15 protein-coding genes and 1 riboswitch are annotated in these 12,015 nt (G+C 32.8%); all 15 genes read left to right on the top strand.

Translation table 11 applies throughout. The features are described 5' to 3' along the window. Positions 1–10 precede the first annotated feature (10 nt). The 15 genes from HMPREF3270_RS03080 (at position 11) to gcvPB (ending at position 11,967) form a co-directional block, all read left to right on the top strand. Positions 11–1,468, top strand: coding sequence for a rhomboid family protein (locus tag HMPREF3270_RS03080; protein WP_070867163.1), 1,458 nt, complete (start codon positions 11–13; stop codon positions 1,466–1,468). Then, positions 1,452–1,652 carry a YqgQ family protein gene (locus HMPREF3270_RS03075; protein ID WP_002481044.1) on the top strand — a complete coding sequence of 67 codons (201 nt, stop codon included), beginning with the start codon at positions 1,452–1,454 and terminating at the stop codon, positions 1,650–1,652. The genes HMPREF3270_RS03080 and HMPREF3270_RS03075 overlap by 17 nt, the downstream gene beginning before the upstream one ends. After that, on the top strand, positions 1,652–2,638 hold the full coding sequence (locus HMPREF3270_RS03070; protein WP_002481043.1) for an ROK family glucokinase: 987 nt from the start codon (positions 1,652–1,654) through the stop codon (positions 2,636–2,638). Before HMPREF3270_RS03075 ends, HMPREF3270_RS03070 begins: the two co-directional genes overlap by 1 nt. Further along, positions 2,638–2,967 carry an MTH1187 family thiamine-binding protein gene (locus HMPREF3270_RS03065; RefSeq protein WP_002481042.1) on the top strand — a complete coding sequence of 110 codons (330 nt, stop codon included), beginning with the start codon at positions 2,638–2,640 and terminating at the stop codon, positions 2,965–2,967. Before HMPREF3270_RS03070 ends, HMPREF3270_RS03065 begins: the two co-directional genes overlap by 1 nt. Continuing rightward, on the top strand, positions 2,967–3,590 hold the full coding sequence (locus HMPREF3270_RS03060) for an MBL fold metallo-hydrolase (protein ID WP_057510470.1): 624 nt from the start codon (positions 2,967–2,969) through the stop codon (positions 3,588–3,590). Before HMPREF3270_RS03065 ends, HMPREF3270_RS03060 begins: the two co-directional genes overlap by 1 nt. Before the next feature lie 56 nt (positions 3,591–3,646). Next, positions 3,647–4,621 carry a competence type IV pilus ATPase ComGA gene (gene comGA, locus HMPREF3270_RS03055; RefSeq protein WP_002481040.1) on the top strand — a complete coding sequence of 325 codons (975 nt, stop codon included), beginning with the start codon at positions 3,647–3,649 and terminating at the stop codon, positions 4,619–4,621. Next, the gene (comGB, locus tag HMPREF3270_RS03050) at positions 4,593–5,666 is read left to right on the top strand and encodes a competence type IV pilus assembly protein ComGB (protein ID WP_023015153.1); all 1,074 of its coding nucleotides are present in this window, start codon (positions 4,593–4,595) and stop codon (positions 5,664–5,666) included. The genes comGA and comGB overlap by 29 nt, the downstream gene beginning before the upstream one ends. A 17-nt stretch (positions 5,667–5,683) precedes the next feature. Continuing rightward, positions 5,684–6,013 carry a competence type IV pilus major pilin ComGC gene (comGC, locus tag HMPREF3270_RS03045; protein WP_002481038.1) on the top strand — a complete coding sequence of 110 codons (330 nt, stop codon included), beginning with the start codon at positions 5,684–5,686 and terminating at the stop codon, positions 6,011–6,013. Between the two features lie 2 nt (positions 6,014–6,015). Next, positions 6,016–6,441, top strand: coding sequence for a competence type IV pilus minor pilin ComGD (gene comGD, locus HMPREF3270_RS03040; RefSeq protein WP_002481037.1), 426 nt, complete (start codon positions 6,016–6,018; stop codon positions 6,439–6,441). Further along, positions 6,425–6,745 carry a hypothetical protein gene (locus HMPREF3270_RS13905; protein ID WP_103364375.1) on the top strand — a complete coding sequence of 107 codons (321 nt, stop codon included), beginning with the start codon at positions 6,425–6,427 and terminating at the stop codon, positions 6,743–6,745. The genes comGD and HMPREF3270_RS13905 overlap by 17 nt, the downstream gene beginning before the upstream one ends. Further along, positions 6,696–7,154, top strand: a complete 459-nt coding sequence (gene comGF / locus HMPREF3270_RS13900; RefSeq protein WP_207021184.1) for a competence type IV pilus minor pilin ComGF — start codon at positions 6,696–6,698, stop codon at positions 7,152–7,154. Before HMPREF3270_RS13905 ends, comGF begins: the two co-directional genes overlap by 50 nt. A gap of 164 nt (positions 7,155–7,318) precedes the next feature. Further along, positions 7,319–7,858 carry a shikimate kinase gene (locus HMPREF3270_RS03025; RefSeq protein WP_002481034.1) on the top strand — a complete coding sequence of 180 codons (540 nt, stop codon included), beginning with the start codon at positions 7,319–7,321 and terminating at the stop codon, positions 7,856–7,858. Further along, positions 7,836–7,955: riboswitch (glycine riboswitch) on the top strand. Its footprint overlaps the gene before it by 23 nt. An 81-nt stretch (positions 7,956–8,036) precedes the next feature. Then, positions 8,037–9,131: a glycine cleavage system aminomethyltransferase GcvT gene (gene gcvT, locus HMPREF3270_RS03020; protein ID WP_023015155.1), complete on the top strand. Its 1,095-nt coding sequence runs from the start codon at positions 8,037–8,039 to the stop codon at positions 9,129–9,131. Between the two features lie 21 nt (positions 9,132–9,152). Then, entirely contained in the window at positions 9,153–10,502 is a 1,350-nt protein-coding gene (gcvPA, locus tag HMPREF3270_RS03015) for an aminomethyl-transferring glycine dehydrogenase subunit GcvPA (protein WP_057510473.1), read from the top strand. Further along, positions 10,492–11,967 carry an aminomethyl-transferring glycine dehydrogenase subunit GcvPB gene (gene gcvPB / locus HMPREF3270_RS03010; protein ID WP_002481031.1) on the top strand — a complete coding sequence of 492 codons (1,476 nt, stop codon included), beginning with the start codon at positions 10,492–10,494 and terminating at the stop codon, positions 11,965–11,967. The genes gcvPA and gcvPB overlap by 11 nt, the downstream gene beginning before the upstream one ends. Positions 11,968–12,015: the final 48 nt, after the last annotated feature.

The raw sequence follows: 12,015 nt of genomic DNA, 5'->3' as shown, positions 1-12,015 counted from the left end.
TGGAGGCACCATGAATATAGAAAAACAATTTTGGAAATTAATTTATTATTATGTTAAATACTTCAACTACGAAATCGCACATATCAGTAAGAATGATACAGAAGTTTGGCTATCCAATAAAAATAAGAAAAAACTTATTATTGTTAAAATTGGAGTAAGCAGCTCGCAAGAAATACGTTTTGACAAAAGCAGAGTTTTAGAACATCAAAACGAAATAAGTGAATACACAGGATTCATTCCAAAATATGTGACTTTCAATTATTTAACTGAAAAAATCTTCACTTATGAGAACTTGAATGAAGTTCATCCTATTCACATGAATTTTAATGTCATTCGAAACCAACAAGATTTATTAAAAACTTTGCCGAACCCTATTATAGCTAAGCTTTATTCGCGTCAAAATGATAAAACATCACTCTACTACAAGAAACGACTTTATAGTAACAATCCTATAGAAAAATATATGTTGAAATTTGCTCCAGTCACATACTCGCTTATTGCTATTAATATAATAATTTGGCTGTTTATGTTTTTGATCATCAATGCATTTACAAACAGAAGTTTATTAGATTGGGGCGGTTTAGTTCATTTTAATGTAGTGCATGGAGAGATATACCGTTTAATCTCATCTATGTTCATTCATTTTAACTTTGAACATATATTGATGAATATGCTTTCATTGTTTATCTTCGGAAAACTTGTTGAAGCCATTGCTGGTCATTGGAAAATGCTAGGGATTTATTTCGTCTCTGGTATCTTTGGTAACATTGTATCTTTAGCACTGGACACAAACTCGATTTCAGTAGGTGCTAGTGGTGCAATTTTCGGTTTGATCGGCAGTCTATTCGCAATTATGTATCTTAGTAAACAATATACACCAAAAATGCTATTACAATTAGTTGGTGTATTAGCGTTATTAACAGTATTTTCATTATTTATGGCTAATGTAAATATCTACGCACATTTAGGTGGATTTATTGGCGGATTACTAGCTACTTTTATAGGTTATTATTTTAATAAAGATCGAAAGTTATTTTGGATTTTACTTGGTGTCGGTATTTTACTATTGATTATCTTGTTAATAAGAACATTCACTATTAAAGAGGATAATATTTATGATAAATTAATAAGTGAAGAGATGAGCAATGGTAATTACAACAAAGCTGAAGAGCTTATTAAACATACTATGAATAAAGGCTACGAAGATGATTATACATATTATTTAAGTGGTCTGTTAAAAGCAACAAAAGATTCAAAAGCTGAAGGAATTTCAACATGGGAACGCGGATTAAAACATTACCCTAACTCTGGCGTTCTAAATTATGAACTAGCAATTGCTAATCGTTCATTAGGAGATAAAAAATCGGCACTTAAACATATAAAGGTTGCAGTAAAATCAAATCCTCATAATGAAAAATATAAGTATCTAAAAAAAGAGTTGGAAAAACAAAATGAATCGTCAAATTAACACGTTTTACGACGTACAACAGTTACTTAAACAATTTGGGTTTATAATTTACTTTAAAGATAAACACGACATGTATGAAATGATGGAACAAGAAATTAGAGAGCTATTTGAATATCAACTTATCTCTAAGGACGCATTTATCAAGTGTATCTTAATAATCAATCAAAGAAGGATGAATAAGTAATGAGAAATTTAATATTGGCAGCCGATGTCGGTGGAACTACATGTAAATTAGGAATTTTTGATAACAAACTTGAAAGAATCACTAAATGGTCGATACAAACTGATATCAGTGATCCATCAGGTGTCGTTTTACTTAAATCTATTTACAGTGCGTTTGTACAAAAAATGAATGAATTAAGTCTAAAAATGGAAGATGTTATTGGATTGGGAATTGGTGTACCAGGACCTGTTGATTTCGAATCAGGTATTGTTCATGGAGCAGTAAATTTAAACTGGCCTGGGGATGTTAACGTGCGAGCGATTCTTTCACAATTTGTAAGTTTCCCGATTTTTGTTGACAACGATGCTAATGCAGCGGCACTAGGTGAAAAACATAAGGGTGCAGGTCATGATGCAGATGATGTTGTAGCCATTACATTAGGCACTGGAGTAGGTGGCGGTATTATCTCAAATGGTAAGTTAGTCCACGGTCATAATGGTTCTGGTGCTGAAATTGGTCATTTCAGAGTAGACTTTGATCAACGGTTTGCTTGTAATTGTGGTAAAAATGGTTGTTTAGAAACTGTTGCTTCAGCAACAGGTGTAGTTAACTTAGTTAAATTTTATCATCCTAAACTTACAATTAAATCTTCGATTTTAGAGCTCATTAAAGAAGATAGAGTCACTGCAAAAGATGTTTTCGATGCTTCTAAAAAAGGTGATTTGTTCTGCTTATTTATTACTGAACGTGTTGCAAACTATATCGCTTATGCATGCAGTATCATCAGTGTAATGAGCAACCCGAAATATATTATCTTAGGTGGCGGAATGTCTGAAGCAGGAGATATTCTAATTGAAAATATTAAAACTGAATATAGAAACCTTACTTTTACACCTGCACAAAACGGCACTGAAATTGTGAAAGCACAATTAGGAAACGATGCCGGCATTACTGGTGCTGCAGGTTTAATAAAAACATATGTTATTGAAGAGGAGCGTGTTGAATAATGGCTATCGTAGACGTAGTCGTAATTCCAGTAGGAACAGAAGGTCCAAGTGTAAGTAAATATATTGCAGAAATTCAAACAAAATTAAAAGAATTCAAAGAACAAGGTATCATTGATTATCAACTAACACCTATGAATACCCTAATAGAAGGTGATTTGAAAGACTTATTGCATGTCGTTCAAGTAATTCATGAACTGCCTTTTGATAAAGGTCTAGACAGGGTATGTACTAATATAAGAATAGATGACCGTCGAGACAAATCTAGAAAAATGAATGATAAATTGGTCTCTGTTCAAAAACAATTAGACAAAAATAGTGGTGAAAAATAATGGAAATTTCATTTTTAACTTTAGGTATAGCGGATACAAACACTTATTTTATAGAAAATGAAGACAGTGTTTTACTTGTAGATCCATCAAGTGATGGGCAAGAGATTATTTCAAAACTTAAATCTATTGGCAAACCGTTGAAAGCAATCATTTTAACTCATGCGCACTTTGATCATATCGGTGCATTAGACGAAGTCTTGGAGCACTATGATGTGCCTGTTTATCTTCATAAAGAAGAATTTGATTTTCTTACTGAACCTGCAAAAAATGGTTCTGAAAAATTCAGTCAATATGGTTTAAAGCCTATTACAAGTCATGCAAAGCCTATTGCACTCGATGAAGGTAAACATGATATCGAAGGATTCAATGTCGAAGTCATGCATACACCTGGTCATTCACCAGGAGGGCTCACTTTTATCTTTGATGATTTCGCATTAGTTGGAGATGCTTTATTTAATAACGGTATCGGAAGAACAGATTTATATCGTGGAGACTACGAAACATTAGTAGACTCTATACAAGATAAAATTTTCACTATAAAAGATGATCTACCGTTATATCCAGGACATGGCCCTTCTACCACTGTAGAAGGTGAACAATTAAATCCTTATCTACACGGCTAAAATTTAAAAGTAATATTCTCACCTCCTACGTTTGTATATGTAGGAGGTGATTTTTTATGAAAAGGCTATTTGAAAAAATTTTAATCGACGCAATCGCACAACGTGTATCAGACATTCATTTTATACCAATAGAACATGCCGTACTTATTAAGTTCAGAGTTAATGATATGTTATTAAATTATGAATCCATTGAGATAACAACGTATCAGAAGTTACTTACTTTTATGAAGTTCTTATCTGGCTTGGATGTTTCTACTTATCACCAAGCACAAAGTGGCCAAACAACTTTCAAGCATCAAATGCTTTACAATTTAAGAGTATCTACTTTGCCGCTCTCATTAGGAATGGAAAGCTGCGTTATTAGAGTTTCCCCACAGTATTTTACTCAAGAATTTGAATGTGAAGGTCCAAAACACTTTCATCACTTAATGAATAAAAAACAAGGTTTAATTTTATTTACAGGTCCAACGGGTTCAGGGAAGAGTACTATGATGTATGAAATGGTTTCTTTTGCGAAAGAAAAATTAAACCTAAACATTATTACAGTCGAAGACCCAGTAGAGAAGAGGATTCCTGGGATAACTCAAATCTCTGTAAATGAAAAAGCCGGTATCAACTATGAAAGTTCTTTCAAAGCTATTTTACGATGTGATCCAGATATTATCCTTATCGGAGAAATTCGTGAAGCATCTATTGCTAAATGTGTTATTCAAGCCTCATTAAGCGGACATTTGGTGTTGTCTACATTACATTCTAATGATTGCGAGGGTGCCTTGTTACGTTTACTAGAAATGGGCATAACGCCGCAAGAGGCGCAACAAGCCATAGCCTTAATATCAAATCAAAGGCTAGTTACAAATCAATCAGGACACCGTGAACTAGCATATGAGACATTATATCAATCAGATATTCAATACTTTTTTAAAAACAATCATATGCTGCCCAAACATTTTATAAAATTAAGCAAAGTGCTTAGTCAGATGAACAAAGAAGGCGTTATTTGTGAAGAAGTGTTTAAAAGATATACTTAATTCCAAGATTCGTAATAAGAAACAAATAAGTGACAAAGATCAACTCATATTATTAAACAGATTGAAAATATTACTTGATCATGGATTCACTTTGATAGAATCATTTGAATTCTTGAATATGCACATTGATTATAAAGATAAAGAAACGCGCCATACGATTATAAAATCTTTAAAAGATGGTAAGAATTGTCATTTTATCCTCTCATTTCTAAACTATCCTCAAACTATTGTGACTCAAATATATTTTTCCGAAAAGTTCGGAAGACTGTCTGACAGCTTAACTGAGTCATATACATTTCTAAAACAGAAATGCGAATCAAAACAACGCTTGATCAAAACAATTCAATATCCTGTGATACTAATAGGTGTATTTATGTGCATGCTGTTTGGTATCAATTATTTTATACTACCTGAATTCCAACAAATATATACCACAATGGATATTCAATTGTCTCCGCTTTTAAAGATACTCAATTATACAATCCAACATTTTCCTCACATCATTCTTTCCCTTATTGCATTTTTATCAATAATTTTCCTAATTCTATTCCAATATATAAGAAAGCTGCCAATAGAAAAACGTATCAAATTTATTATTAAACTCCCATTCATCAACACCTACTACAAGCTCTTTAAAACTTATCAAATTACAAATGAATTATCGTTGTTTTTTCGAAATGGTATTGTTTTACAGCAGATATCAAATATTTACACAGAACAGAAGATTGATTTGTTTTTAAATTACCTTGGTGATTTCATGATTAAAAATATTGAAAAAGGGATGCGATTACCTGAAATTTTACAAGCAGTTGGTTGTTTTCAAGAAGAACTTATTCATTTTATTGAACAAGGTGAAAAGAGCGGAAAAATTGATATAGAATTAAGCATCTACGCACAGATTCTTCTAAGTCAAATCGAGCGTCAAATGAACAAACAAATAAAGTTTATTCAACCAGTTATCTTTTTATTGCTAGGATTTCTAATTATCTCACTTTATCTAGTCATTATGTTGCCAATGTTCGACATGCTTCAATCCATCAAATAACAAAGAAGGAGAAACCTATGAAAAACCTTGTCAAAAACTTAAAACATAAATATTTACGAGCATTTACTTTACTAGAAATGCTTTTAGTTCTTTTAGTTATCAGTGTTTTATTGATACTCATTATTCCAAATATCGCTAAACAATCTAAGCATGTTCAAGATACTGGGTGTGAAGCACAACAAAAAATGGTGAATAGCCAAATAGAAGCTTTTACTCTGAATAAAAATAGAGCGCCTTCTTCAATCGATGAATTAGTTAGTGAAGGATTTTTAAAAGAAGGTCAAAAAACATGTAAATCTGGAAAAACGATTACAATCAGCGACGGCGAAGCTACCGTTAGTCAATAGTCATGAAAGCTTTTACTATGATTGAAACTTTGCTAGTTCTTGCGATTATTAGCCTTTTAACATATCTAAGTTTAAATGTTAAAAGCCCAACACATTTAAAGGACGTGGAAAATGAATTATTAGCTAAAAATCTTGCTGCGCAAATAATATACATGAAATCTACTGCTATTAAAAATCATGATGATGTTATACTATTTTTTAATCGTGGCAGCAATAGAATCAAAGTAATAAATCAAAATCATCAAGTAAGTTATATAACAATCACAAAAGGAGAAATAGTAAGAAGTAACAATATGGATATTGTTGTTATTAGTCCAGAAGGTGAGTTTAATCGGTTTGGATCTGTTTACATTAAGTTTAATCAAACAACATTTCGCTTTATTTTCCATATTGAGAAAGGAAGTTTAAGAATTGAAAAGACATCGTAGTAAAAATTATATCAAGGGATCTTTTATGCTTGATGCATTGACTTCGTTTTCTCTTATCATTACTTTACTTCTAATTTTCTTACCTGTATTAATTAATCAGCATTTACAGTTTCGTAAAGAAATTGAAAAAGCAGATATGTATCGCACATTAATAACGGTAATTAATCGTTTTAACATAAATGAAATTCAACAAGGGATACAACTTGAGCATTATACCATTGAAAAGATTGAACAATCTATTTGTATTAAAAGCAATGAAACTGATAGTCACTACTGTTTTAAAGTTAAATCAAAAAAGAATTAAAGGCTTTACATTCATCGAAATGATTTTTGCGTTATGTATTTTTTCAATTACAATGAGTCTAATACCACCTTTATTCAAATCTGTAAAAACATTAAATAAACACATGGATGATGCATCTTTGATTCACTATGAATTTTTTGCACAAGACATATCTAGAGAGATTAAACATATACCAATAGATAAAATCAATGTCAGTAATAGACGCATAACGTTACAAGAAGATAGCAAACAAACAGCGTATATCTTTTCTAATCGGAAAATTTATAAAAATATAAATTCACGCGGAAATATAACGCTGATACAGGATATAAGTGACTTCAAAGTAACAAAAATTGACGATAAATACTTAAAGGTGGAAATGACTCTGATTGAAAACGAAGAAAAATATTACAAAGTACTATACTTATAATCTGAAAGGTTACCTGTTACCGTTTACAACAATAATTTTTATGATTTTTATTCTTATTTTGACTTCCTATAGCTATCAATATAGCTTAAAATTAAAGACAATACACAACCTTAACATCTACTACAAACAACAACTAGAACAAATTGTTGAGAAGGATGAGAAATATGAAAAACAAGGAAGTTAAAAAAGAACCCATTATTTTTATAGGATTTATGGGAACGGGCAAAACAACATTAGGAAAATATATCGCTGAAAAAGAGGGTAAGAGCTTTATTGATTTAGATCAACTTATCGAATTGCGAACACATCAAACAATCCCTGAAATCTTTGAATTGAAAGGAGAGAGTGGCTTCAGGAAATTAGAAACGCAATATTTACAGGAAGCTATTAATGAATATGACATCATTTCTACTGGTGGGGGTGTGATTGAAAGCCCTGATTCTATGGAAATTTTATCCCACTATAAATTTATAATTTGGTTAGATGCAAGCATTCAACTTATATACGATAGAATTAAAAACGATAGTAATCGACCTAACGCTGCAAATAAAGCATTCGATGAATTAAAAAGGTTGTATTTATCAAGGGTTTCACGATATAATGAAATCGCATTCAGCAGAATGGATACAGACAATGATTTGAGTTTATTACATCAAAATTTGATGAATATCATTATAGCGAATGATCAGTATTGGAGAGAATGAATTATCTAAAACATTATTTGTGTTTTAGCTTGTATTCATCGCCGAAGGTGCAAGATGTTATATCGAATCTCTCAGGCAAAAGGATAATACTGTGACGCATTCCTGAAGGTAACTACAGGATAGCAATTGGCTTTGCTATCCTGTTTTTAATATTTAATCACATATAGGGGGTTGCAAGATGTCAAACGACTTAAAAAAGACACCATTATACGACCGTTTTATTGAAAGCGGAGCAAAAATTGTTGAATTCGGTGGATGGGCAATGCCTGTTCAATTTTCTAGTATCAAAGAAGAACATAACGCAGTAAGGGAAGTTATGGGAATCTTTGATGTCAGCCATATGGGCGAAGTGTTAATTGAAGGCAAAGAAGCATCAGAATTCATTCAATATGTGCTTTCAAATGATACAGATCAATTATCAGATAACAAAGCGCAATATACTGCACTTTGCAATGAAAAAGGCGGCGTGATTGATGATTTAATCACTTATAAATTAGATGATAATAAATTTTTATTAGTGGTTAATGCTGCAAATACAGATAAAGACTATGAGTGGATTAAATCTCACTCAGACAAATTTGATGTAAATGTTGAAAATGTTTCTGATCAATACGGTCAATTAGCAGTTCAAGGACCAAAAGCACGCGACTATGTTGCAAGCTTGGTTGATGTAGATGTTTCTGAAATGAAACCTTTCGAATTCAAAAAAGATGTTGAAATCTTTGGAAAAAATGTTATCTTATCTCAATCAGGTTATACTGGTGAAGACGGTTTTGAAATTTATTGCGACTCTAAAGACGTCGTAGATATTTGGGATGGTCTTTTAGAAAATGCTGATTTAAAACCAGCTGGATTAGGTGCACGTGATACTTTACGTTTAGAGGCAGGTTTACCTCTACATGGACAAGAGTTATCAGAAGATATCACACCTTATGAAGGTGGTATTGCATTTGCTGCTAAACCATTGATTGAAGCAGACTTCATTGGTAAAGACGTGTTAAAAGATCAAAAAGAAAATGGAGCAAAACTTAGATCAGTTGGTTTAGAAATGATCGAAAAAGGTATCCCAAGAACTGGCTATGATGTGCTAGACTTAGAAGGTAACAAAATTGGGCAAGTTACATCTGGTACGCAATCGCCAGCAACTGGAAAAGGCATTGCATTAGCAATGATTGACCGTGATGAATTCGAAATGGGCAAAGAAGTCATCGTTCAAGTAAGAAAACGTCAAGTCAAAGCTAAAATTGTCAAGAAAAATCAAATCAGTAAATAATTTAATGAAGGGGTGGCAGTGGTGAGTCATCGTTATATACCATTAACTGAAAAAGACAAAAAAGAAATGTTAGAAACAATCGGCGCAAGCTCAATTGAAGAATTATTTGGAGATGTGCCAAAAGAAATTTTATTGGATAGAGAGTTAGATATTCCAAATGGAGAAGATGAAACTACTTTATTCAAACGTCTTAGCAGAGTTGCTAATAAAAACATTACAAAAGAAGATCATACTTCATTCTTAGGTGCGGGTGTTTATGACCATTATGCACCAGCTGTTGTAGATGCTATGATTTCACGTTCAGAATTCTATACAGCTTATACGCCTTACCAACCAGAAATTTCACAAGGGGAACTTCAAGCAATCTTTGAATTCCAAACTTTAATTTGTGAATTAACAGGTATGGATGTTGCAAACTCATCTATGTATGATGGAATCACAGCATTTGCTGAGGCATGTATTTTAGCATTAAGTCAATCTAAAAAGAATAAGATTGTTGTATCTAAAGGTTTGCATTATCAAGCATTACAAGTACTTCACACATATTCAAAAGTTAGAAGTGAATATGAAATTGTAGAAGTTGATCTAGACGGTACTGTAACTGATTTAGAAAAATTAGATGCAGCTATTGATGAAGATACAGCAGCTGTTGCTGTTCAGTATCCTAATTTCTATGGTTCTATCGAAGATTTAGAAAAAGTTAAATCATTTATTAAAAGTAAAAAGACATTATTTATTGTCTACGCAAATCCACTTTCACTTGGCTTGTTAACACCTCCAGGTGAATTCGGTGCAGATATTGTTGTAGGTGATACACAACCATTTGGTATTCCAAGTCAATTCGGTGGACCACACTGTGGTTTCTTCGCAACAACTAAAAAGTTAATGCGTAAAATCCCAGGTCGCTTAGTTGGTCAAACGAATGATGATCATGGAAACCGTGGTTTCGTATTAACGCTACAAGCGCGTGAACAACATATCCGTCGTGATAAAGCAACTTCAAACATCTGTTCAAACCAAGCTTTAAATGCTCTAGCATCTTCAATTGCTATGTCAGCTCTAGGAAAACAAGGTATTCAAGATATTGCTGAACAAAACTTTGAAAATGCTAACTATGCTAAGAAAGAGTTTGAAAAAGCAGGTGTAGAAGTATTACCAGGTACATCTTATAATGAATTCGTTATTAAGTTGGACAAACCTGTTAAAGAAGTAAATGGTCAATTATTAGAAGAGGGCATTATTGGCGGTTTCGATTTAACTGAAATCAATGACGATATGGGACATGCAATGCTAGTTGCTGTCACTGAATTAAGAACAAAAGATGAAATTGATACTTTTGTGAAGAAAGTGGGTGAGATTAATGGTCAGTAAATCAAGTCCATTAATTTTCGAACGTTCAAGAGCAGGAAGATATGCATACTCTCTTCCGAAAAAAGAGATTGATACAAATGCAGTTGAAGAATTATTAGATGATAAATTCATCCGTAAAAACAAAGCAGAATTCCCTGAAGTATCAGAATTAGACTTAGTAAGACACTATACTGAGTTATCTAACAAGAACTTCGGTGTAGATACTGGTTTCTATCCTTTAGGTTCATGTACAATGAAGTACAACCCTAAAATCAATGAAAAAGTAGCACGTATTCCTGGATTTGCTGAAGCACATCCATTACAAGAAGAATCTCAAATTCAAGGTTCTTTAGAAATCATTCATAGCTTACAAGAAGAATTAAAAGAAATTACAGGCATGGATGAAGTAACATTACAACCTGCAGCAGGTGCACATGGTGAGTGGACTGCATTAATGATTTTCAAAGCTTATCATGAAAAAAACGGTGAAGGTCACCGTGATGAAGTCATTGTACCTGACTCAGCACATGGTACAAACCCTGCTTCTGCAGCTTTCGCTGGCTTCAAATCAGTTACAGTTAAATCTGATGAAAACGGCGAAGTAGACGTAGAAGATTTAAAAACTCTTGTTAATGAAAATACAGCAGCAATTATGTTAACAAACCCTAATACTTTAGGTATCTTTGAACATAACATTATGGAAATTGGAAAAATTGTTCATGATGCTGGCGGCTTATTATACTATGATGGCGCAAATTTAAACGCGATTATGGATAAAGTAAGACCTGGAGACATGGGCTTTGATGCTGTTCACTTGAACTTACACAAGACATTCACTGGGCCTCACGGCGGTGGTGGACCAGGTTCAGGTCCTGTTGGAGTTAAAAAAGAACTTGCTAGCTTCTTACCAAAACCAATGGTAATCAAAGATGGCGACACTTATAAATATGACAACGATATTAAAGATTCTATCGGTCGTGTTAAACCATTCTACGGTAACTTTGGAATCTACTTACGTGCTTATACGTATATTAGAACAATGGGTAACATTGGTCTTAAAGAAGTTTCAGAAGCAGCAGTGCTTAATGCCAACTACATTAAAGCACGTCTGAAAGATGCATTTGAAATTCCATATAACCAATATTGTAAACACGAATTCGTATTAAGTGGATCTAAGCAGAAAAAAGAAGGCGTTCGTACATTAGATATGGCTAAACGTTTATTAGACTTCGGTGTTCATCCACCTACAATTTACTTCCCGCTTAATGTGGAAGAAGGTATGATGATTGAACCTACAGAAACAGAATCTAAAGAAACATTAGATTACTTCTGTGATGCATTGATTCAAATCGCTGAAGAAGCAAAAGAAGATCCAGATAAAGTGCTTGAAGCACCTCATAATACAGTAATCGATAGACTTGATGAGACTAAGGCAGCTAGACATCCAGTCTTGAAATTCGAAAACTTACACGAAGAAAAACTTTAATATCAATAATGATTAAGGGGCTGGGACATAAATACAGTCCAAAATAAA

The organism is Staphylococcus sp. HMSC65H10, assembly GCF_001839185.1.
Classification (GTDB): Bacteria; Bacillota; Bacilli; order Staphylococcales; family Staphylococcaceae; genus Staphylococcus; species Staphylococcus simulans.
This window is presented reverse-complemented; position numbering and strand designations above follow the sequence as displayed.

Excerpts from the sequence above, each read along its gene's own strand:
- HMPREF3270_RS03080 (WP_070867163.1), top strand. The coding sequence starts at position 11 with ATGAATATAGAAAAACAATTTTGGAAATTAATTTATTATTATGTTAAA.
- HMPREF3270_RS03065 (WP_002481042.1), top strand. The coding sequence starts at position 2,638 with ATGGCTATCGTAGACGTAGTCGTAATTCCAGTAGGAACAGAAGGTCCA.
- comGA (WP_002481040.1), top strand. The coding sequence starts at position 3,647 with ATGAAAAGGCTATTTGAAAAAATTTTAATCGACGCAATCGCACAACGT.
- gcvPB (WP_002481031.1), top strand. The coding sequence starts at position 10,492 with ATGGTCAGTAAATCAAGTCCATTAATTTTCGAACGTTCAAGAGCAGGA.
- HMPREF3270_RS03070 (WP_002481043.1), top strand. The coding sequence starts at position 1,652 with ATGAGAAATTTAATATTGGCAGCCGATGTCGGTGGAACTACATGTAAA.
- HMPREF3270_RS03025 (WP_002481034.1), top strand. The coding sequence starts at position 7,319 with ATGAAAAACAAGGAAGTTAAAAAAGAACCCATTATTTTTATAGGATTT.
- comGD (WP_002481037.1), top strand. The coding sequence starts at position 6,016 with ATGAAAGCTTTTACTATGATTGAAACTTTGCTAGTTCTTGCGATTATT.
- HMPREF3270_RS03075 (WP_002481044.1), top strand. The coding sequence starts at position 1,452 with ATGAATCGTCAAATTAACACGTTTTACGACGTACAACAGTTACTTAAA.
- comGF (WP_207021184.1), top strand. The coding sequence starts at position 6,696 with ATGAAACTGATAGTCACTACTGTTTTAAAGTTAAATCAAAAAAGAATT.
- HMPREF3270_RS03060 (WP_057510470.1), top strand. The coding sequence starts at position 2,967 with ATGGAAATTTCATTTTTAACTTTAGGTATAGCGGATACAAACACTTAT.
- gcvT (WP_023015155.1), top strand. The coding sequence starts at position 8,037 with ATGTCAAACGACTTAAAAAAGACACCATTATACGACCGTTTTATTGAA.
- comGC (WP_002481038.1), top strand. The coding sequence starts at position 5,684 with ATGAAAAACCTTGTCAAAAACTTAAAACATAAATATTTACGAGCATTT.